This is a genomic window from Variovorax sp. SPNA7 (assembly GCF_033807855.1).
Classification (GTDB): Bacteria; Pseudomonadota; Gammaproteobacteria; order Burkholderiales; family Burkholderiaceae_C; genus Variovorax; species Variovorax beijingensis.
The window spans coordinates 5,141,719-5,160,516 of record NZ_CP138513.1 but is presented as its reverse complement, the minus strand read 5'-3'; the positions used below and the strand labels follow the sequence as shown (position 1 = coordinate 5,160,516).

General features: G+C 68.7%; 15 protein-coding genes and 1 pseudogene. 7 read left to right on the top strand and 9 right to left on the bottom strand.

The annotated features are described in order from the left end of the window. Positions 1 to 13: 13 nt before the first annotated feature. The 7 genes from RZE77_RS24160 to gabT all read right to left on the bottom strand — a co-directional run bounded on the left by RZE77_RS24160 (position 14) and on the right by gabT (position 8,283). A complete protein-coding gene (locus tag RZE77_RS24160; RefSeq protein ID WP_319439601.1) occupies positions 14 to 1,492 on the bottom strand; it encodes an NAD-dependent succinate-semialdehyde dehydrogenase in 1,479 nt (492 codons plus the stop codon). Between the two features lie 200 nt (positions 1,493 to 1,692). Next, positions 1,693 to 2,649 (bottom strand): agmatinase, encoded by a 957-nt coding sequence (gene speB, locus RZE77_RS24155; protein WP_319439600.1) that lies wholly within the window; start codon positions 2,647 to 2,649, stop codon positions 1,693 to 1,695. A gap of 17 nt (positions 2,650 to 2,666) precedes the next feature. Continuing rightward, the gene (locus RZE77_RS24150) at positions 2,667 to 3,485 is read right to left on the bottom strand and encodes an ABC transporter permease (RefSeq protein ID WP_319427802.1); all 819 of its coding nucleotides are present in this window, start codon (positions 3,483 to 3,485) and stop codon (positions 2,667 to 2,669) included. 22 nt (positions 3,486 to 3,507) lie between these two features. Beyond that, complete coding sequence (locus tag RZE77_RS24145) at positions 3,508 to 4,752, bottom strand: ABC transporter permease (RefSeq protein ID WP_405546461.1); 1,245 nt, start codon at positions 4,750 to 4,752, stop codon at positions 3,508 to 3,510. A gap of 31 nt (positions 4,753 to 4,783) precedes the next feature. Next, positions 4,784 to 5,812: an ABC transporter substrate-binding protein gene (locus RZE77_RS24140; protein ID WP_319439598.1), complete on the bottom strand. Its 1,029-nt coding sequence runs from the start codon at positions 5,810 to 5,812 to the stop codon at positions 4,784 to 4,786. A 60-nt stretch (positions 5,813 to 5,872) separates the two neighbouring features. Continuing rightward, on the bottom strand, positions 5,873 to 6,967 hold the full coding sequence (locus RZE77_RS24135) for an ABC transporter ATP-binding protein (protein WP_319439597.1): 1,095 nt from the start codon (positions 6,965 to 6,967) through the stop codon (positions 5,873 to 5,875). 23 nt (positions 6,968 to 6,990) lie between these two features. Continuing rightward, positions 6,991 to 8,283, bottom strand: a complete 1,293-nt coding sequence (gene gabT, locus RZE77_RS24130) for a 4-aminobutyrate--2-oxoglutarate transaminase (protein WP_319439596.1) — start codon at positions 8,281 to 8,283, stop codon at positions 6,991 to 6,993. A 163-nt stretch (positions 8,284 to 8,446) separates the two neighbouring features. Here gabT and RZE77_RS24125 point away from each other — a divergent pair, with 163 nt between their 5' ends. From RZE77_RS24125 to RZE77_RS24110, 4 genes are all read left to right on the top strand, one after another. Continuing rightward, positions 8,447 to 9,856 carry an aminotransferase-like domain-containing protein gene (locus RZE77_RS24125; protein ID WP_125965204.1) on the top strand — a complete coding sequence of 470 codons (1,410 nt, stop codon included), beginning with the start codon at positions 8,447 to 8,449 and terminating at the stop codon, positions 9,854 to 9,856. Positions 9,857 to 10,008: 152 nt separating this feature from the next. Then, positions 10,009 to 11,058, top strand: coding sequence for an ornithine cyclodeaminase (locus tag RZE77_RS24120; protein WP_319439595.1), 1,050 nt, complete (start codon positions 10,009 to 10,011; stop codon positions 11,056 to 11,058). Positions 11,059 to 11,066: 8 nt separating this feature from the next. After that, a complete protein-coding gene (locus RZE77_RS24115) occupies positions 11,067 to 12,116 on the top strand; it encodes a histone deacetylase family protein (protein WP_319439594.1) in 1,050 nt (349 codons plus the stop codon). A gap of 100 nt (positions 12,117 to 12,216) precedes the next feature. After that, positions 12,217 to 13,191, top strand: coding sequence for a tripartite tricarboxylate transporter substrate binding protein (locus RZE77_RS24110; protein ID WP_124958746.1), 975 nt, complete (start codon positions 12,217 to 12,219; stop codon positions 13,189 to 13,191). A gap of 30 nt (positions 13,192 to 13,221) precedes the next feature. On the opposite strand, the gene RZE77_RS24105 is transcribed toward RZE77_RS24110, so the two are convergent. Next, complete coding sequence (locus RZE77_RS24105; RefSeq protein WP_319439593.1) at positions 13,222 to 14,049, bottom strand: HAD-IIB family hydrolase; 828 nt, start codon at positions 14,047 to 14,049, stop codon at positions 13,222 to 13,224. Between the two features lie 97 nt (positions 14,050 to 14,146). Here RZE77_RS24105 and RZE77_RS24100 point away from each other — a divergent pair, with 97 nt between their 5' ends. From RZE77_RS24100 to RZE77_RS24090, 3 genes and pseudogenes are all read left to right on the top strand, one after another. After that, positions 14,147 to 15,142 (top strand): ABC transporter ATP-binding protein, encoded by a 996-nt coding sequence (locus RZE77_RS24100; protein ID WP_319439592.1) that lies wholly within the window; start codon positions 14,147 to 14,149, stop codon positions 15,140 to 15,142. Then, the gene (locus RZE77_RS24095) at positions 15,139 to 15,981 is read left to right on the top strand and encodes an ABC transporter permease (protein WP_319439591.1); all 843 of its coding nucleotides are present in this window, start codon (positions 15,139 to 15,141) and stop codon (positions 15,979 to 15,981) included. Before RZE77_RS24100 ends, RZE77_RS24095 begins: the two co-directional genes overlap by 4 nt. 329 nt (positions 15,982 to 16,310) lie before the next feature. Then, positions 16,311 to 17,114: pseudogene (locus RZE77_RS24090) on the top strand (ABC transporter permease). A gap of 7 nt (positions 17,115 to 17,121) precedes the next feature. On the opposite strand, the gene RZE77_RS24085 reads toward RZE77_RS24090, so the two are convergent. After that, positions 17,122 to 18,750: a peptide chain release factor 3 gene (locus RZE77_RS24085; protein ID WP_319439590.1), complete on the bottom strand. Its 1,629-nt coding sequence runs from the start codon at positions 18,748 to 18,750 to the stop codon at positions 17,122 to 17,124. Positions 18,751 to 18,798 lie beyond the last annotated feature (48 nt).

Genomic DNA, 18,798 nt, shown 5'->3' with positions numbered 1-18,798 from the left:
CTTTCCTCGTCTCTTATTTCTGGATGTCGCCGAGGCAGAGATACTTGATCTCGACGTAATCGTCCATGCCGTGGTGCGAGCCTTCGCGCCCCAGGCCCGACTGCTTCACGCCGCCGAAGGGCACATGCTCGGTGGCGATCACGCCGGCGTTGATGCCCACCATGCCGTATTCCAGTGCTTCTGCCACGCGGAAGATACGGCCCACGTCGCGGGTGTAGAAGTAGCTCGCGAGGCCGAACTCGGTGTTGTTCGCCGCGTCGATGCCGTCCTGCTCGGTCTTGAAGCGGAACACCGGCGCAAACGGCCCGAAGGTTTCTTCGCGCGCACACAGCATGTCGGCGGTGGCGTCGGCAATCACGGTGGGCTCGAAGAACTGGCCCTGCATCCTGTGGCCGCCCGCCAGCACCTTGCCGCCCTTGGCAACCGCGTCGGCCACATGGCGCTGCACCTTGTCGATGGCCGCTTCCTCGATCAGCGGGCCCTGCACCACGCCATCTTCAAAGCCGTTGCCGACCTTGAGCGCCTTGACCTTGGCCGCGAACTTCTGGACGAAGGCGTCGTAGATGCCTTCCTGCACATACAGCCGGTTCGCGCACACGCAGGTCTGGCCGGCGTTGCGGTACTTGCTGGCCATGGCACCCTCGACCGCCGAATCCACATCCGCATCGTCGAACACCAGGAAGGGCGCGTTGCCGCCCAGCTCGAGCGACAGCTTCTTGACCGTCGGCGCGCACTGGCTCATGAGGATGCGGCCCACTTCGGTCGAGCCCGTGAAGCTCAGGTGGCGCACGACGTCGCTCTCGCACAGCTCCTTGCCGATCGCGATGCTGTTGCCGCTGTCGGCGGTGAGCACGTTGAGAACGCCCGCCGGAATGCCGGCCCGCATGGCCAGTTCGGCGGCAGCCAGCGCGGTCAGCGGCGTGAGCTCGGCCGGCTTGATGACCACCGTGCAGCCCGCGGCCAGCGCCGGCGCCACCTTGCGGGTGATCATGGCGAGCGGAAAATTCCACGGCGTGATCGCCGCGCACACGCCGATGGGCTGCTTCATCACAAGCAGGCGGCGGTTGTTGTCGAACTGCGGCAGCACCTCGCCGTTCACGCGCTTGGCTTCCTCGGCAAACCACTCGACGAAGCTCGCGCCGTAGACGACCTCGCCCTTGGCCTCGGCAAAGGGCTTGCCCTGCTCGGCGGTCATGAGGCGGCCGAGGTCCTCGGTGTTGGCGATCAGCAGGTCGAACCACCTGCGCAGCACGATGCTGCGCTCCTTGCCGGTCTTGCCGCGCCAGGCGGCCAGCGCCTTGTCGGCGGCGGCAATGGCGAGTGCGGCATCTGCGCGCGTGAGATTGGCCACGTCGGCCAGCTTGCGGCCGGTGGCCGGGTCGTTCACGTCGAAGCGGCTCGCGCCCGCTGTCCATTCGCCAGCGATCAGCGCATCGGTCTTGAGCAGGGTCGGGTCGTTCAGCAGTGCGAGGGGAGAGGTCTTCATGTTCATGGTGTCAGGCCTTGTCTACGTTCTATTTGGGTTGGAGTGAAGGTCAGGGCGCGATGCTCGAGCGGCCAGCACGACGACAGCGCCCATGTGCGAATGGCATCGGGTGCTCCCCGCAGCGAAATAAAGGAGGAGGCCGAAGGCCGGGGGACATTCGCGGAGGGGAGCACCCGGTGTCATTCGCACGCACCCCGAACGGGCTCTCAGCGAAAAGGCACACCAGGAAGCACGCACAACATCTCGTACAGAAGATTGGCACCGAGCAGCGCGGTGTTCCCGCTGACGTCGTAGGGCGGACTCACCTCCACCAGATCGGCCCCGACGACGTTCAAGCCCCGGCAGCCGCGCACGATCTCCAGCGCCTGCGGCACGGTGAGCCCGCCGATCTCCGGCGTGCCCGTACCGCCGGCAAACGACGGGTCGATGCCGTCGATGTCGAAGCTGATGTAGACCGGGTGCGCCGGCCCGATGCGCTCGCGCACCTGCGCCATCAGCGGCGCCAGCGACTGGTACCAGACCTCGTGCGCCTGCACCACGGTGAAGCCCTGCTGGCGCGGCCAGTCGAAATCATCCGCCGCATAGCCGGTGCCGCGCAGGCCGATCTGCCAGACCTTGTCGCAGGTCAGCAGGCCTTCCTCGACCGCGCGCCGGAACGGCGTGCCGTGCGCGATGCGCTCGCCGAACATGTCGTCGTTGACGTCCGCATGCGCATCGACGTGCACCAGCGCGACCGGGCCATGCCTCTGCGCCACCGCGCGCAGGATCGGCAGCGCGATGGTGTGGTCGCCGCCCAGCGTCAGCGGCGTGCAGCCGGCGGCCAGCACCGCACCGTAGAAGTCCGAGACGATGGCCAGCGACTTGTCGAGCGAATAGGTGTTGATCGGCACGTCGCCCAGGTCGGCCACGTTCAGCTTGTCGAAAGGCGCCGCGCCGGTGGCCATGTTGTAGGGCCGCAGCAATGCCGACTCGGCGCGGATCTGGCGCGGCCCGAAGCGCGCGCCCGGCCGGTTGGAGGTGCCGATGTCCAGCGGCACGCCGATGAAGGCCGCGTCCAGCCCCTCGGCGGACGTGGCGGACGGCAGCCGCATCATCGTGCCCGGGCCGGCGAAGCGCGGCATCGTGTTGCCGCCGAGCGGCTGGTTCGGTGTGGCGTTGGGCATGGTGCGTGTGCGGAGGTTCAGCGCCGCCGGCCGCGCAGCCATTCGAGCGCGAGCAGCAGCGTGGTGGTGAAGACGATCAGCAGCGTTGCCACGGCGGCGATGGTGGGCGAGATGTTCTCGCGGATGCCGGTGAACATCTGGCGCGGCAGCGTGACCTGGTCCGGCCCCGCGAGAAACAAGGTGACCACCACTTCGTCGAACGAGGTGGCAAAGGCGAACAGCGCGCCCGAGATCACGCCCGGCGCAATCACCGGCAGCGTGACGCGCATGAAAGTCCTGAACGGTGTCTCGCCCAGGCTCAGCGATGCGCGCACCAGGTTGTGGTTGAAGCCGGCCAGCGTGGCCAGCACGGTGGTCAGCACAAAGGGCGCACCCAGCGCCGCATGCACCACGATCAGCCCGATGTAGGTGTCGGCCAGCCCGAGCGGCGCGAAGTAGAGATACGTGGCGACGCCCACCACCACGATCGGCACCACCATCGGCGAGATCAGCACGCTCATGAGCAGGCCCTTGAAGGCGAAGCTCGTGCGCGACAGTCCCACCGCCGCCAGCGTGCCCAGCACGGTGGCCAGCACCGTGGCGGCCGGCGCGACGATGAAGCTGTTGCGCGCCGCGCGCGCCCACTCGGGCGATTCAAACAGGTGGCGGTACCACTGCAGCGACCAGCCCCGGATCGGATAGGCCAGGAACGAGCTGTCGGAGAACGACAGCGGAATCACCACCAGGATCGGCGCCAGCAGAAAGGCCAGCACCGCGACGCAGCCGGCGCGCACCAGCCACCAGCCGAGCTTGTCGGCGAAGGTGGCATAGGCCGGGAATTGAGGGAGCTTGAACATGCGTGTCGGTCCTTCGTGCCGCTCAGCCGAGGCTCAGCTCGGCCTTGCCGATGCGGCGGTACACGGCATACAGCACCAGCGTGGCGACCAGCAGCACGGCGCCGAGCGCACAGGCCATGCCCCAGTTGATTTCCACGTTGGTGTAGCGCGCGATGTAGTAGCTGAGCATCTGGTCGTCCGCGCCGCCGAGCAGCGCCGGCGTCACGTAGTAGCCGATGGCCAGGATGAACACCAGCAGCGCGCCCGCGCCGATGCCCGGATAGGTCTGCGGCACGTACACGCGGAAGAAGGCCGCCAGCGGCGAACTGCCCAGCGAGACGGCCGCGCGCAGGTAGGTGGGCGGCACGCTCTTCATCACGCTGTAGAGCGGCAGGATCATGAAGGGCAGCAGGATGTGCACCATCGCGATGATCACGCCGGTGCGGTTGAACAGCAGCGCCAGCGGATGGTCGATCAGGCCGATGCCCATGAGGCCGCGGTTGACCAGCCCCTCGGACTGCAGCAGCACGATCCAGGCCGCCACGCGCACCAGGATGGAGGTCCAGAAGGGCACCAGCACCAGGATCATCAGCACGTTGGCCTTGCGCGCCGGCAGCGTCGACAGCCACCAGGCCAGCGGATAGGCCAGCAGCAGGCAGAAGAAGGTGACCACCGCGCTGATGTTGAAGGTGCGCAGCAGGATGCCGGCAAAGGCGCGCTGGTCGGCGGGCATGCGCTCCACCTCGCCGGCCACGTCGCGCCGCAGGTCGACCGAGGCGAGCAGGTAGTCGGGCGTCCAGCGCGAACCGTTCTTGGCAATCGCCTGCCAGAACGGCAGCTCGCCCCAGCGCGGATCGATCTCCAGCATGCGCGCCTTGACCTCGTCCGGCGTGCCGGCGATCGGCAATGCCCGGAAGGTGCCCATCACCAGCGAGCGGGCGCCTGCGATCTCGGTGTTGAGGCGGCGCGCCAGGGCGCCCGCGTCGGAGCTGTCGGGCAGCTGGGCGAGGTCGGCCGTGATGGCGGCATAGGCCGCGGGCGCAGGCGCCTCCTTGCGGTTCCAGCCGTCGAGCGCGCGCACGGTGCGCGGCAGCGCGTTGGCGACCTCGGGGTTCTCGACCGCGCGCTGCAGCAGCGCCACGATGGGCACCAGCAGCGTCAGCAGCAAAAACACCAGGAGCGGCGCCGTGAGCGCAAAGGCGCGCCACTTGCGGCGCGACTCGGCGCGCGCCAGCGCACGCCGGAGCTCGCCCGGCGGCGCCTCTGCCGAGGCCAGGGGGACAGGCATTGCCGCTTGCATGGCCTCTTGCCTTGCCCGCTTACTGCGTGGCCCAGGACGCGAAGCGCTTCTCGAGCGCCTCGCCCTGGTCGGCCCAGAAGCCGACGTTGAACTGCAGCGCATCCTTGGCGTTGGTGGCCGAGGTCGGCAGGTCGGCCAGCACCTTGGGGCTCAGCGAAGCCAGCGCCTTGGTGTTGGTGGGGCCGTAGGCGATGTTCTGGGCATAGACCGCCTGGTTGGCCGGCTGCATCGCGAACTGGATGTACTTGAGCGAGGCCTCCTTGTTCGGCGCGCCCTTCGGAATCACCAGGTAATCGAGGTCGTAGATGCCGCCCGGCCAATAGATCTTGAGGTCGCGGCCTTCGCGGTTGGCCGCGTCGATGCGGCCGTTGTACACGGTGGTCAGCACCACGTCGCCGGCCACCAGGAACTGCGGCGGCTGTGCGCCCGCTTCCCACCACTGGATGTTGGGCTTGAGTTCGGTGAGCTTCTTGAACGCGCGCTCGGCGCCGTCCTTGGTGGCCAGCACCTTGTAGACATCGGCCGGCTTCACGCCGTCGGCCATGAGCGCGAACTCGAGGTTGTAGCGCGCGCCCTTGCGCATGCCGCGCTTGCCCGGGATCTTCTTCACGTCCCAGAAGTCGGCCCAGCTGGTGGGCGCGGTCTTGAGCTTCTCGCCGTTGTAGGCCATCACGGTCGACCACACGAACAGGCCGACGCCGCAGTCGGTGACCGCGGCCGGCAGGAAGTCGGCCTTGCTGCCGATCTTCGAATAGTCGAGTTTCTCGAACAGGCCTTCGTCGCAGCCCCGCGCCGCGTCGGGCGACTCGACCTCGACCACGTCCCAGGTGACCTTCTTGGTCTCGACCATGGCCTTGATCTTGGCCTGCTCGCCGTTGTATTCGACCGGGATGATCTTGGTGCCGGTCTTTTCGTAGGGCTCGTAGTAGGCCTTCTTCTGGGCGTTGGCGTTGGCACCGCCGAAGTTGACCACGGTGAGCTGCTGCTGGGCCAATGCCGGCAGCGCGAAGCCGGCGGCGGCGATGCAGGCGAGAAGGGTCTTTTTCATGGTGGAGTCTTCCTGGGTGATGAACGAAAAGAAGGGAAACGAAGGAACGGCAGACCGGCTTCAGTGGGCATAGATGCGCGCATGCGCCATCGGGAATTCGAGCACCACCGCTTCGCCGGCCTGCGGTGCGGCGGCACCGCCCGCGCCATCGAGCGGCAGCTTCACGGTGGCGTCGGCCTGGCCGCCGCCCACGCTGCACAGCAGCCGCAGGTGGTCGCCGAAGTAGATGACGCGCGCCACCTGCGCGGCGAGCATGTTGGCACCCTGTGCAGCCGGGCTGCGGTGCAGCACCACGCGCTCGGGGCGGATGCAGGCCTCCACAGCCGCGCCCGCGGCCGCACCGCCAACGTTGAGCCCGTGCAGCACGCGGCCGTCGGGCAGCGTCATCTCGGCGCGTTCGCCGCTGCGGCCCAGCTGGCCCTTGAGCACCGTGTTGTCGCCGACGAAGCCGGCCACGAAGCGGTTGGACGGCGTCTCGTACAGCCCGTCGACCGTGTCCAGCTGCTGGATCACGCCTTCGTTGAACACCGCGACGCGGTCGCTCATGGTGAGCGCCTCGCCCTGGTCGTGCGTCACGTAGACGAAGGTCACGCCCAGCTGGCGGTGCAGGTCCTTGAGCTCGAGCTGCATGTGCTCGCGCAGCTGCTTGTCGAGCGCGCCGAGCGGCTCGTCCATCAGCACCAGCTGGGGCTCGAACACCAGCGCGCGCGCCAGCGCCACGCGCTGCTGCTGGCCGCCCGAAAGCTGGCCGGGCAGGCGGTCGGTCATGCCGCGCAGCTGCACCATGTCGAGCGCGCGCTGCACGCGGCGCTGCTGCTCGGCCTTGGGCACCTTGCGCACGGTGAGCGGATAGGCCACGTTCTGGCCCACGCTCAGGTGCGGAAACAGCGCGTAGTTCTGGAACACCATGCCGAAGTTCCGCTTGTGCGGCGGCGTGCCGGTGATCGGCTTGCCGTCGAGCAGGATCTCGCCCGAGGTCGGCGACTCGAAGCCCGCCAGCATCATCAGCGTGGTGGTCTTGCCCGAGCCCGAAGGCCCGAGCAGGCTCAGGAACTCGCCGCGGTGGATGTCCAGGTCGAGCTGGCGCACCACCAGGTGCTCGCCGTCGTAGGTCTTCTGGACGCGCTGGAAGCGCACCAAGGGTTCTGCTGTCATGGAGGATTTCAGGAAAGGATCGGTCAGCGCAGCGCGGCGAAGCTGTCCGCGAGAAGCGCCAGGCCTTCGTCCACAAGCAAGTCGGATGCCGTGAGCGGCACCAGCACGCGAATTACATTGCCATAGGTGCCGCATGACAGCAGGATTAACCCGCGCCGCGCCGCCTCCGCGACCACCCGGCGGGTCAGCCCGGCGTCGGGCCGGGCGGTGTCGCCCTCTTCGAACAGCTCGATCGCCACCATGGCGCCGAGCCCGCGCACGTCGCCGATGGCCGGCACCTCGGCCGCGATGCGGCGCAGCCCGGCCGTGAGCCGCTGGCCCAGCGCCCGGCTGCGCGCGAGCAACTGCTCGTCGTCGAACACCTTGAGCACCGCGAGCGCCGCCGCGCAGCCGATGGGGCTGCCGGCATAGGTGCCGCCCAGGCCGCCCGGCGCGGGCGCATCCATCACCTCGGCGCGGCCCACCACGCCGGAGATCGGAAAGCCGCCCGCCATCGACTTGGCTGTGGTGATCAGGTCCGGTGCCACCGGCCACTGCTCGCTGGCAAACCAGGTGCCGGTACGCCCCGCGCCGGTCTGCACCTCGTCGGCAATGATCAGGATGCCATGCCGGTCCGCGAGCGCGCGCAGGCCCTCGACGAAGTCGTTGGGCGCCACATAGAAGCCGCCCTCGCCCTGCACCGGCTCCAGGATGAAGGCCGCCACGCGCTCGGGCTCGATGTCGTTCTTGAACAGCAGCTCGACCGAATGCAGTGCATCGTCCACGCTCACGCCGTGCAGCGCGTTCGGGTACAGCGCATGGAACACCTCGCCTGGGAACGGGCCGAAGCCGAGCTTGTAGGGCGCCACCTTGCCGGTCAGGCCGAGCGTCATCATGGTGCGGCCGTGATAGCCGCCGTTGAAGGCAATGACGCCGGGCCGACGGGTGTGGGCGCGGGCGATCTTGACCGCGTTCTCGACCGCCTCGGCGCCGGTGCTCAGGAAGATCGACTTCTTCGCGAAATTTCCCGGCGCCAGCGCGTTCAGGCGCTCGGCCAGCTCCACATAGGGCTCGTAGGCCAGCACCTGGAAGCAGGTGTGCGAATAAAGATCGACCTGCGCCTTCACTGCGGCGCTGATCTCCGGATGGCAGTGGCCGGTGTTGAGCACCGCGATGCCGCCGGCGAAATCGATGTAACGGCGGCCCTCGACGTCCCACACTTCCGCGTTGGCGGCGCGGCTGACGAAGATCTCATGGGCCTGGCCAACGCCGCGGGCCACGGCCGCATTGCGGCGGGCCATGAGGGCGGCATTGCTGAGGTGGGGTTCGCGTTGCATGGGTACGGCCTGTGCTTTGAAGAAGGAATGCCGGCACTCTAGGTCGCGCGAATCGATCCAGCCATGTACACCGGAAGTGATCGCCCGGAAGACTGTACTGGTCTTGTATCCTGTACATACTTTCCTCAATATGGTGCAGGCCGGTCTGCCGGAGACGCCCCCGATGCTCATTCTTCGCCCCGAACAGCCGACGCCGCTGGTCAGCCAGATCGTGGAAGGGTTGCGCGGACTGATCGGCGCCCAGAAGCTCAAGGCCGACAGCAAGCTGCCGTCGATCCGTGCCTTTGCCGCGGCCCACGGCGTCAGTGTCTTCACGGTGGTCGAGGCCTACGACCGGCTGGTGGCGCAGGGCCTCCTGGTCTCGCGCGCCAACGCCGGCTTTTTCGTCAAGCGGCGCATCGAGGACAGCGCCGCCGGCGCGGCCAGCGTGCCCCGCCCGGATCCCCGCTTCGACGCCCGCTGGTACCTGCAGCAGATCTTCGAGAACCGCAACCTGCCGCTCAAGCCCGGCTGCGGCTGGCTGCCGCACGACTGGCTGTTCGAGGACGGCATGCGCCGCAGCCTGCGCCACCTGGCCTCCGAAGGCGCCGACATCGGCGGCTACGGCCTGCCCTTCGGCCACATGGCGCTGCGCATGGCGACGGCCGAGGCGCTCTCGGAGCAGCAGATCGTGGTCGATGCCGCGCAGGTCCTGCTGACCCAGGGTTCCAGCCAGGCGCTGGACCTGGTGGCGCGCCGCCTGCTCAAGCCGGGCGATTCGGTGCTGGTGGACGACCCGGGCTATCCCAACCTGATGTTCATGCTTCGCTTCCTGGGGGTGGAGATCGTCGGCGTGCCGCGCATCCCCACGGGCTACGACATGCCGGCGCTCGAGGCGTTGCTCGCGGCGCATCGGCCCAAGGCCTTCTTCACCCAGCCCCGGCTGCAGAGCCCGACCTGCTCGATGGCATCGCTGCCGCAGCTGGTGCAACTGCTGCAGCTCGCGCAGGCGCACGACTTCACGCTGGTCGAGAACGACATCTATGCCGAGATGGACGCCTCGATGCGCCCCTCGCTCGCCAGCCTGGGGCAGCTGCGCCGCGTGGTCTACGTGGGCAGCTATTCCAAGACCATCTCGCCCAACATCCGCGTCGGCTACGTGGTCGCCCAGCCGGAGCTGCTCGAAGAGCTGGCGCAGCTCAAGATGATCTCGGGCCTGACCTCATCCGACATCACCGAGCGGCTGGCCTTCGGCATCGTGACCGACGGCCGCTGGCGCAAGCATCTCAAGTCCCTGCGCGAACGGCTCGCGCAGGCGCAGGGCAGCGTCGCGCGGCGGCTGGACGGGCTGGGCTTCGAGCTGTTCCACGAAGCCGCGGCCGGCATGTACCTGTGGGCCCGGCACCCGGACATTGCCGACAGCGCCGAGCTCTCGCGGCGCGCCGCAGCGGAGGGCATCATGCTCGGCCCGGGCCAGCTGTTCCTGGTCAACCCGCATCCCACCGGCTGGCTGCGCTTCAACGTGGCCTTCAGCGAAGACGAGCGGCTCTGGCGCTTCCTGGAGCGCAGCATCGAAGAGCACAGGCACGACTGAGGGCCCTAGACCGGGCGGGGCTCGCCATGGCCTGCAAGCAGGCGCACAATGGCTCCAACCCCTGGCGCAGGCGCATCCTGGATCAGCCATGGTGGAGTGAGAACACTTGAAGGAATGAAGCGCCGCGTCCGGGCTACGCAAGGAGCCGCGCCATGACCCGCTTCATCGATGTTCACAGCCTGGTTCGCCTGGTGGACGAAACCGGCGTTCCTGAATTCCTCAAGGCCCTGGCCGACGCGCTGCGCGACGACTTCATGCGCTGGCGCGAGTTCGACAAGAAGGCGCGCGTGGCCAGCCACTCGCACCTCGGCGTGATCGAGCTGATGCCGGTGGCCGACGACGGCGCCTACGCCTTCAAGTACGTCAACGGCCATCCGCACAACACAGCCGTGGGGCTGCCCACGGTCATGGCCTTCGGCGTGCTGGCCGAGGTCGACACCGGCTACCCCGTGCTGCTGTCGGAGCTCACGCTCACCACCGCGCTGCGCACCGCCGCCACCTCCGCCATGGCGGCGCAGGCGCTGGCGCGGCCCGGCGCGCGCAGCATGGCGCTGATCGGCAACGGCTCGCAGAGCGAATTCCAGGCGCTGGCCTTCCATGCGCTGTTGGGCATCGAGGAAGTGCGCGTGTTCGACATCGATCCGCGCGCCACCGACAAGCTGGTGCGCCACCTGTCGGCCTGCACGCCGCTCGAGGTGGTGCGCGCGCCGTCGGTCGCCGATGCGGTGCGCGGCGCCGACATCGTGACCACGGTCACGGCGCACCAGGGCCACGCGGTCGTGCTCGCGCCCGGCATGATCGAGCCGGGCATGCACATCAACGCGGTGGGCGGCGATTCCCCCGGCAAGACCGAACTGCATCCCGACGTGCTGCGCCTCGCCCGCGTGTTCGTCGAGTACGAAGCCCAGACCCGCATCGAGGGCGAGATCCAGCAGCTGCCGGCCGACTTTCCGGTGCACGAACTCTGGGAGGTGCTGCTCGGCAGCGTGCCCGGGCGCGAGAGTGCCGGGCAGGTCACGGTGTTCGACTCGGTCGGCTTTGCGCTGGAGGACTACACGGCGCTGCGCTACATCCACCAGCTGTCGCTCGAGCGCGGCATCGGCCAGCAGATCGCGCTGGTGCCCGAGCTCGACGATCCGAAGGACCTGTTCGGGCTGACCGCGTCCGGCCGGCGCCGGGCGGTGCTGCGGCGTGCGGCATGATGGGCGGCATGCTCACCATCTACAACGACCAGCACGCACTGCACCAGGGCAAAGTCGAGATGTTCCGCGGCGAACTGGTGCCGTGCTTCGAGGTGCCCGCCCGCGTCGACCATGTGAAACATGAACTGGAGCGCCGCGGCCTCGGCCCGCTGCAGGCGCCCGATGCCTTCGACGAGGCGCTGCTGGCCAGGGTGCATGCGCCGCGCTACCTGGACTTCATCGCCCATGCCTGGGACGAGTGGGTGGCGCTCGATCCGTCCAACGCATCGCGCGACGTCCTGCCTTCGTATTGGCCCACACGCGGCATGCGCACCGATGTGTTGCCGAAGAGCTTTCCCGCGCGCATGGGGCTGTTCTCTTTCGATGCGGGCACGCCGCTCATGGCCGGCAGCTGGGCCGCCGCGCGCCATGGTGCCGCCTGCGCCTGGACCGCGGCGCAGCGCGTCATCGGCGGCGAGCGCGCCGCCTTCGCGCTCACGCGGCCGCCCGGGCACCATGCGGGCGCCGATTTCTTCGGCGGCTACTGCTTCGTCAACAACGCCGCCGTGGCCGCGCAGGCGCTGCGCGATGCGGGCGTGGAGCGGGTGGCGGTGCTCGACGTCGACTACCACCACGGCAACGGCACGCAGGCCATCTTCTACGAGCGCAGCGACGTGCATTTTGCGAGCCTGCATGGCGATCCGCTGACCGACTACCCCTACTACCTGGGCCATGCCGACGAGCGCGGCGCGGGCGCCGGGCTCGGCTTCAACCACAACCTGCCGCTCGCGCGCGGCACCGGCTTCGCCGCGTGGCGCGAGGCGCTGAAGGCCGCGCTCGACGGCATTGCCGCGGTGCGCGCGGGCGCGCTGGTGGTGTCGCTCGGCGTCGACACCTTCGAAGGCGACCCGATCGCGGGCTTCCGGCTCCAAAGCGGCGACTACCTGCGCATGGGCGAAGACCTGGCGCGCGCCGGCCTGCCCACGGTGTTCGTGTTCGAGGGCGGCTATGCGGTGGCGGAGGTGGGTGTCAACGCCGCCAACGTGCTGCAGGGATTCGAGCAGCAGGCCGCGGGCTGAGCCGCAGGCGACAGCAGTCGGGTGAGCACCGATTGCCGCCGCGCAAAGAGCAGGGCCCAATGCGCCCTTTTGCTTTTTTCCCGTTTCAGGAACCGCCACCATGTCCCGCCGATCCCTTTTCCGTGCCGCCACGCTTGCCGCAGCCTGCGGGCTTCTTCTTTCTCCGCTGGCGGCGCTCGCGCAGGCCTTTCCCGCCAAGCCGATCAAGCTGGTCATCGCGTTTCCCGCGGGCGGGCCCACCGACATCACGATGCGCCAGCTGGCCGACAATGCGAGCAAGATCCTCGGCCAGCCCGTCATCGTCGACAACAAGCCCGGCGCCGGCGGTACCCTGCCCGCGCAGGCGCTGCAGACCGCGCAGCCCGACGGCTACACCGTCGCGCAGATCCCGCTCGGCGTGTTCCGCCTCGGCTACACCACCAAGATCAACTGGGATCCGCTCAAGGACATCAGCTACGTGCTCAACGTCACGGGCTATGCCTTCGGCATCGTGGTGCCGGCCGACAGCCCGTTCAAGACCTGGGCCGACTTCGTCGCCTACGCCAAGGCCAACCCCGGCAAGCTCACCTACGGCTCCACCGGTAACCTGACGAGCCCGCATCTCACGACCGAGATCATTGCGCAGAAGGCCGGCATCCAGCTGCAGCACGTGCCCTACAAGGGCAGCGCCGATCTGATGCTCGCGGTGGTCAGCGGCCAGTTGATGGCGGCCGCCGACAGCACCGGCTTTGCGCCGCAGGTGGAGGCCGGCAAGCTGCGCGTGCTCAACACCTGGGGCGAGAAGCGCCTCGCCAAGTTCCCCGACGCGCCGACGCTGAAGGAACTGGGCTACGACATCGTGCAGAACTCGCCCTTCGGCATCGGCGCTCCCAAGGGCACGCCGCCCGAGGTGGTGAAGAAGCTGCACGACGCCTTCAAGCAGGCGATGGAAGAGCCGAGCTACGTGGCCTCGCTCGGCCGCTACGACATGCTGCCGAATTACATGAGCTCGGCAACGTACACCAAGTTTGCGCAGGACACGGTGGTGCGCGAGAAGGCGGTGATCGAGAAGCTGGGGCTGGCGAAGGAGAAGTGAGCCGGCGGCAGGGATGGCGCGACGGACCGGTCAGCGGACCGACAGCACGGCGCGCGCCGCCTCGGTAAAGCCCGCGCCGCGCTCGCTTTCGGTCACGTAGCGCGGCAGGTGCTCCAGCTGCGGCACGAAGCGCGCGACGTTCGCCACGCCGATGCTGTTCGCGAAGGTGCGGAACATGAGCTGGTCGTTGGTGGAGTCGCCCACGTAGGCCCAGCGGTCGAGTTCGTCGTCGAGCGCGCGGCCCCAGAGCTCGCGCACGATCCAGCGCGCGCCTTCGAGCTTGTCGTTGTCGCCGTACCAGCCGTTGATGTGGATGCTGCTCACGGTGGCGTGCATGCCTTCGCTGCGCATCAGCGCGACGACGCGGGCGATGGTTTCTTCGCCCAGCTGCACGAACTCGCTGTGGTCGATGGCGATGTCGGTCTCGCGGCCCGGTGAATCGGTGGCGCGCTGCGCGCTCGGGATCTCGCGTTCGATGCGCGCCAGCACGGCCTGCATGCGCTCGAAATTGGCGGTGCGCGTGGGCGCATCCTGCATGTAGCGCTTCTCGATCTTTCCATCGGCCGCGGGCAGCAGCGCCACCGCGCCGTTCTCCGCCACGATGGCATCGACCGGCCAGGTGTTGACGAAGGGCAGGCTCCAGCCGACCGGCCGGCCGGTGATCGCCACGATGGAAAGGCCCGCGGCCTTGAGATCGCCGAGCGCCTGCAGCGCATCGGGCGTGATCGCGCCTTCGGTGGTGAGCGTGTCGTCGATGTCCGTGAACACGCCGGCGAGCGCGCGGCGCGTGGGCGCGGCCCAGCGGTCCAGCGGCAGCAGGTGGGTGGGTGAGGGCGGCAGGGAAGACGGCGAAGGCATGGCGGGCGGGCAATCTCTGGAGAGCCCGTGATCGTACCGGCGGTTTCGTGTAGCATCCCGCCCCCGCCGCGCGTTCCACGCCGGCGCGGCGCTTTCCATGCCCCACATCCTCGTCGACCACCTCCTCAAGAGCTACCGCATCTCCGAGCGCGACCCGGGCGTGATGGGCGCGCTGCGCGGCCTCGTGCAGCGCCGCCATCGCACGGTGCAGGCGCTGTCGGGCGTGTCGTTCTCGCTCGAGCGCGGCGAGCTGCTGGGCTTCATCGGGCCGAACGGCGCGGGCAAGTCGACCACCATCAAGATTCTCTCGGGCATCCTGCGGGCCGACGGCGGCCGTGTGGAGATCGACGGACGCGATCCCTTCGCGGACCGCGAGCGGCACGTGGCGCGCATCGGCGTGGTCTTCGGCCAGCGCACGCAGCTGTGGTGGGACCTGCCGGTGGGCGACGGCTTCGACCTGCTGCGCGACATCTACCGTGTCGAGCCGGCGCGCTATCGGCGCACGCGCGACGAACTGGTCGCGCTGCTGCACCTGGAGCGGGTGCTCGGCCAGCCGGTGCGGCAGCTCTCGCTGGGCCAGCGCATGCGCGCCGAGATCGCGGCGGCGCTGCTGCACGAGCCCGACATCCTGTTTCTCGACGAACCGACCATCGGCCTCGACGCGCCCTCGAAGCTCGCGGTGCGCGACTTCGTGCGCCGCGCCAACCGCGAGCGCGGCACCACCGTGCTGCTGACCACGCACGACATGCACGACATCGAGGCGCTGGCCCAGCGCGTGATCGTCATCGGCCACGGCCGCGTTCTGGCCGACAGTCCGGTCGAGGCGCTGCGCGCGCAGGTCATGGCCGAGCGCCGGCTGGTGGTCGACTTCGCGCAGGATGCGGCACTGCCCGACCAGGTGCCCGGCGCCACGGTGCACGCGCGGGACGGCCAGACGCTGGTGCTCGACTTCGATCCCGCGCTGACCTCCGCCCCCGCGCTGATCGCGCGCATCGCGGCCGAACACGCGGTGGAAGACATCCGCCTCGAAGGCATGGCCATCGAGGCGGTGATCGCGCGCTTCTATGCCATGCACGGAGCGGCCGAAGCGTGAGCCCGCGCGAGCTGCTGCGCCCCTATGCCTCGGCCTTCGTGTCGCGCTTCATGCAGATGCTGCAGTACCGCACCGCGGCGCTCGCCGGCTTTGCCACGCAGTGCTGGTGGGGCGGCATCAAGGTGATGGTGTTCGCGGCGTTCTACAGCGGCAGCGCTGTTGCGGGCGCGGCGTCGCCGATGTCGCTCTCCCAGGCCATCAGCTACACCTGGCTCGCGCAAGGCCTGCTGGTGCTGCTGCCCTGGCTCGGCGACCCGGAGGTGGCGCAGGCCGTGCGCACCGGCGCGGTCGCCTACGACCGTTTGCGGCCGGTGGATGCGTACGCGCTGTGGTTCGCGCGCAGCGCCGGCTGGATCGCGGCGCGGCTGCTGCCGCGCATGGCGCTGATGGCGGCTTTCGCGGCGGTCGCGTTACCGTTGTCGGGGCTCGGCGAGTGGGCGTGGCAACTGCCCGCGAATGCGGTGGCCGGCATGGCGTTCCTGTTCTCAGTGGGGCTCGCGCTGCTGCTGTCGACCGCGATGGTGATGCTGCTCAACGTGGCGGCCACGGCCGCACTCAACGAGCGCGGCATCAGCGCGGTGGCCACCCCCGTGGTCATCGTGTTCTCGGGCAACCTGCTGCCGCTGGCGCTGCTGCCCGACGCCTGGCAGGCCGTGCTGCTGGTGCAGCCGCTGGCGGGGCTGTTCGACATTCCGGCGCGGCTGTACTTCGGGCAGCTGAGCGGCTGGCATGCCATGGGTGGATTGGGGCTGCAGTGCTGCTGGATCGCCGTGCTGGTCGCGTTCGGCCGCCTGGCGATGGGGCGCACGATGCGCAGTCTGCAGGTGCAGGGTGGCTGAGGTGACACGCTGTTCCTTCATGGTGCGCTGCTGTTCAGGGCGCGCTCCCGCCGACGGGGTACCTTGCTCCGCGAATGTCCTCCGGCCTGCGGCCTCCCCCTTGATTTCGCTGCGCAAGGCACCCCATCAGCGGGAGCGTTGGACAGAGCAGTCGTTGATCAGCGGTACACCGGCAGCGTGCCCAGGTGCACAGGCCATCGGGTGCTCCCCGCAGCGAAATAAAGGAGGAGGCCGCAGGCCGGGGGACATTCGCGGAGGGGAGTACCCGGTGGCCTGTGCACGCGCCCTGAATAACAGCAAAAAAAACACAACCAGCGGAAGCCACTGAAATGGGTTCGCTCCCCCTTTTTTTCCGCCTCATGGCCGCCTCGATCAGCGGCCAGGCGAGATACCCCGTCTCGGCCCTGCTGCTGACCCTGGGCCAGTTCCTCGGCACAGGCATCGAGGTGATCGCCGTCTGGGCGCTGTTCCATCGCTTCGGCGAAGTACAGGGCTGGACGATCGGCGAGGTGGCGCTGTTCTACGGCCTGGTCAACTGCATGTTCGCGATCGCCGACGCGCTGGGACGCGGTTTCGACGTGCTCGGCACCGACTTCCTGCGCACCGGCACCTTCGACCGGCTGCTGCTGCGTCCGCGCCCGCTGGCGTTGCAGCTCATGGGACACGATGTGCGAATCAGCCGCCTGGGCCGGCTGCTGCAGGGCCTGGGCGTGCTGGTGTTCGCGACCGTCCAGGCCCACATCGCATGGACCCCGGGGGCCGTGGCCATCTTCCTGTTCGCGCTGGCCGGCGGCATCGCGCTCTTCCTCGGCATCCTGGTGCTGCAAGGCACGCTGTCGTTCTGAACCGTCGAAAGCCTGGAGATCGCCAACGTGCTCACCTACGGCGGCGTGCAGGCGGCGCAGTATCCGCTCGCGCTCTATGCGCAGTGGTTCCGCCGCGTGTTGACCTTCATCGTGCCGCTGGCCTGCGTGGCGTACTACCCGGCGCTCGCGATCCTCGGCAAGCCGGATCCGCTGGGCGCGCCGGCCTGGGTGGGCCTGGTGTCGCCGCTCGCGGGCTTCGTGTTCCTCGCGGCGGCTTTCGGCGCATGGCGCATCGGGCTGCGCCACTACGCTTCGACGGGAAGCTGAGCCCGCGTCAGCCCGCGTTCTGCAGCGCCAGCCCCGCGTGCTCCCGCAGCGGATGGAAGTGGATCTTCGGAAAGCGCTCCTGCGCCAGCCGTACGTCGTAGGGCGAAGTGCACAGGAAGGCCAGCGTATCGGCCGCGTCCTTCGCCATGCGCTGCGGGTACGCGTTGACGAACTCGCGCAGCTCGGCCGGCGAATCGGCCGTGATCCAGCGTGCGCCCGTGTACTGGCAGCCTTCGAGCCGCACATCGGCGTCGTACTCGGCCTTCAGGCGGTGCTGCACCACCTCGAACTGCAGCTGCCCGACGGCACCCAGCAGCATCGGCCCGCCGATCTCGGGTCGGAACACCTGGATCGCACCTTCCTCGCCGAGCTGGGCCAGGCCCTGCTGCAGCTGCTTGGTGCGCAGCGGGTTCTTCAGGATCACCGTCATGAACAGCTCCGGCGCAAAGAAGGGCAGGCCGGTGAACTGCAGGCTCGCGCCGTCGGTGATGGTGTCGCCCAGCTGCACGCCGCCGTGCGTGGTGAAGCCCACGATGTCGCCGGCGTAGGCCTCTTCGACCGCCTCGCGGCGCTGGCTCATGAAGGTGACGACGCTGGTCGGCCGCAGTTCCTTCGACGTGCGCTGCACCTTGAGCTTCATGCCCGGCGTGTACTTGCCCGAGGCCATGCGCACGAAGGCGATGCGGTCGCGGTGGTTGGCGTCCATGTTGGCCTGCACCTTGAACACCACGCCCGCGAAGTCCCGGTCCTCGGGCTGGATCTCCTTCACCACCGGCTGGCGGTTGACCATCGTGGTGCTGGTGCGCGACTGCGGCGAGGGCGCGAGGTCGACCAGCGCGTCCAGCACTTCCATCACGCCGAAGTTGTTCACGCCGGAGCCGAAGAACACCGGCGTCTGCTTGCCGGCCAGGAAGGCCTCGCGGTCCCAGGTGGGCGAGGCGCCGGTGGCCAGTTCCATGCTGTCCATGGCGGATTCGAAATCGGCGCCGAAGCGCTTGGTGAGCGTGTCGCGCTCCGTGAGCGCGATGGTCTCGAAATCCTGCGGCAGCCGCTCGCTGCCCGACTCGAACACCGTCATCGCCTGCGTGCGCAGGTTCATGATCCCGCGGAAGCTCTTGCCCTGGCCGACCGGCCAGGTCATCGGCACGCAGGGCATGCCGAGCTCGCGCTCCACTTCGTCGAGGATGTCGAGCGGCTCGCGCACCTCGCGGTCCATCTTGTTGACGAAGGTGATGATGGGCGTGTCGCGTTGGCGGCAGACCTCGATCAGCCGGCGCGTCTGCGCCTCCACGCCGTTGGCCGCGTCGATCACCATCAGGGCCGAGTCGACCGCCGTGAGCACGCGGTAGGTGTCTTCCGAGAAGTCCTTGTGGCCGGGCGTGTCGAGCAGGTTGATCACGTGGTCGCGGTACAGCATCTGCATGACCGACGAGGCCACCGAGATGCCGCGCTGCTTCTCGATTTCCATCCAGTCGGAGGTGGCGTGGCGCGAAGCCTTGCGCGCCTTTACCGAGCCGGCGATCTGGATCGCGCCGGAGAAAAGCAGCAGCTTCTCGGTCAGCGTGGTCTTGCCGGCGTCGGGGTGGGAAATGATCGCGAAGGTGCGACGGCGGCGGGTTTCGGCGAGAAAAGACAAGATGGGGCAATCTGCAGGGGGATGGCCCGATTTTAGAAGGCGGCCCCG

Excerpts from the sequence above, each read along its gene's own strand:
- RZE77_RS24110 (WP_124958746.1), top strand. The coding sequence starts at position 12,217 with ATGTCCCGCCGATCCCTTTTCCGTGCCGCCACGCTTGCCGCAGCCTGC.
- RZE77_RS24150 (WP_319427802.1), bottom strand. The coding sequence starts at position 3,485 with ATGTTCAAGCTCCCTCAATTCCCGGCCTATGCCACCTTCGCCGACAAG.
- RZE77_RS24135 (WP_319439597.1), bottom strand. The coding sequence starts at position 6,967 with ATGACAGCAGAACCCTTGGTGCGCTTCCAGCGCGTCCAGAAGACCTAC.
- speB (WP_319439600.1), bottom strand. The coding sequence starts at position 2,649 with ATGCCCAACGCCACACCGAACCAGCCGCTCGGCGGCAACACGATGCCG.
- RZE77_RS24125 (WP_125965204.1), top strand. The coding sequence starts at position 8,447 with ATGCTCATTCTTCGCCCCGAACAGCCGACGCCGCTGGTCAGCCAGATC.
- gabT (WP_319439596.1), bottom strand. The coding sequence starts at position 8,283 with ATGCAACGCGAACCCCACCTCAGCAATGCCGCCCTCATGGCCCGCCGC.
- RZE77_RS24145 (WP_405546461.1), bottom strand. The coding sequence starts at position 4,752 with ATGCCTGTCCCCCTGGCCTCGGCAGAGGCGCCGCCGGGCGAGCTCCGG.
- RZE77_RS24100 (WP_319439592.1), top strand. The coding sequence starts at position 14,147 with ATGCCCCACATCCTCGTCGACCACCTCCTCAAGAGCTACCGCATCTCC.
- RZE77_RS24140 (WP_319439598.1), bottom strand. The coding sequence starts at position 5,812 with ATGAAAAAGACCCTTCTCGCCTGCATCGCCGCCGCCGGCTTCGCGCTG.
- RZE77_RS24105 (WP_319439593.1), bottom strand. The coding sequence starts at position 14,049 with ATGCCTTCGCCGTCTTCCCTGCCGCCCTCACCCACCCACCTGCTGCCG.
- RZE77_RS24120 (WP_319439595.1), top strand. The coding sequence starts at position 10,009 with ATGACCCGCTTCATCGATGTTCACAGCCTGGTTCGCCTGGTGGACGAA.
- RZE77_RS24160 (WP_319439601.1), bottom strand. The coding sequence starts at position 1,492 with ATGAACATGAAGACCTCTCCCCTCGCACTGCTGAACGACCCGACCCTG.
- RZE77_RS24115 (WP_319439594.1), top strand. The coding sequence starts at position 11,067 with ATGCTCACCATCTACAACGACCAGCACGCACTGCACCAGGGCAAAGTC.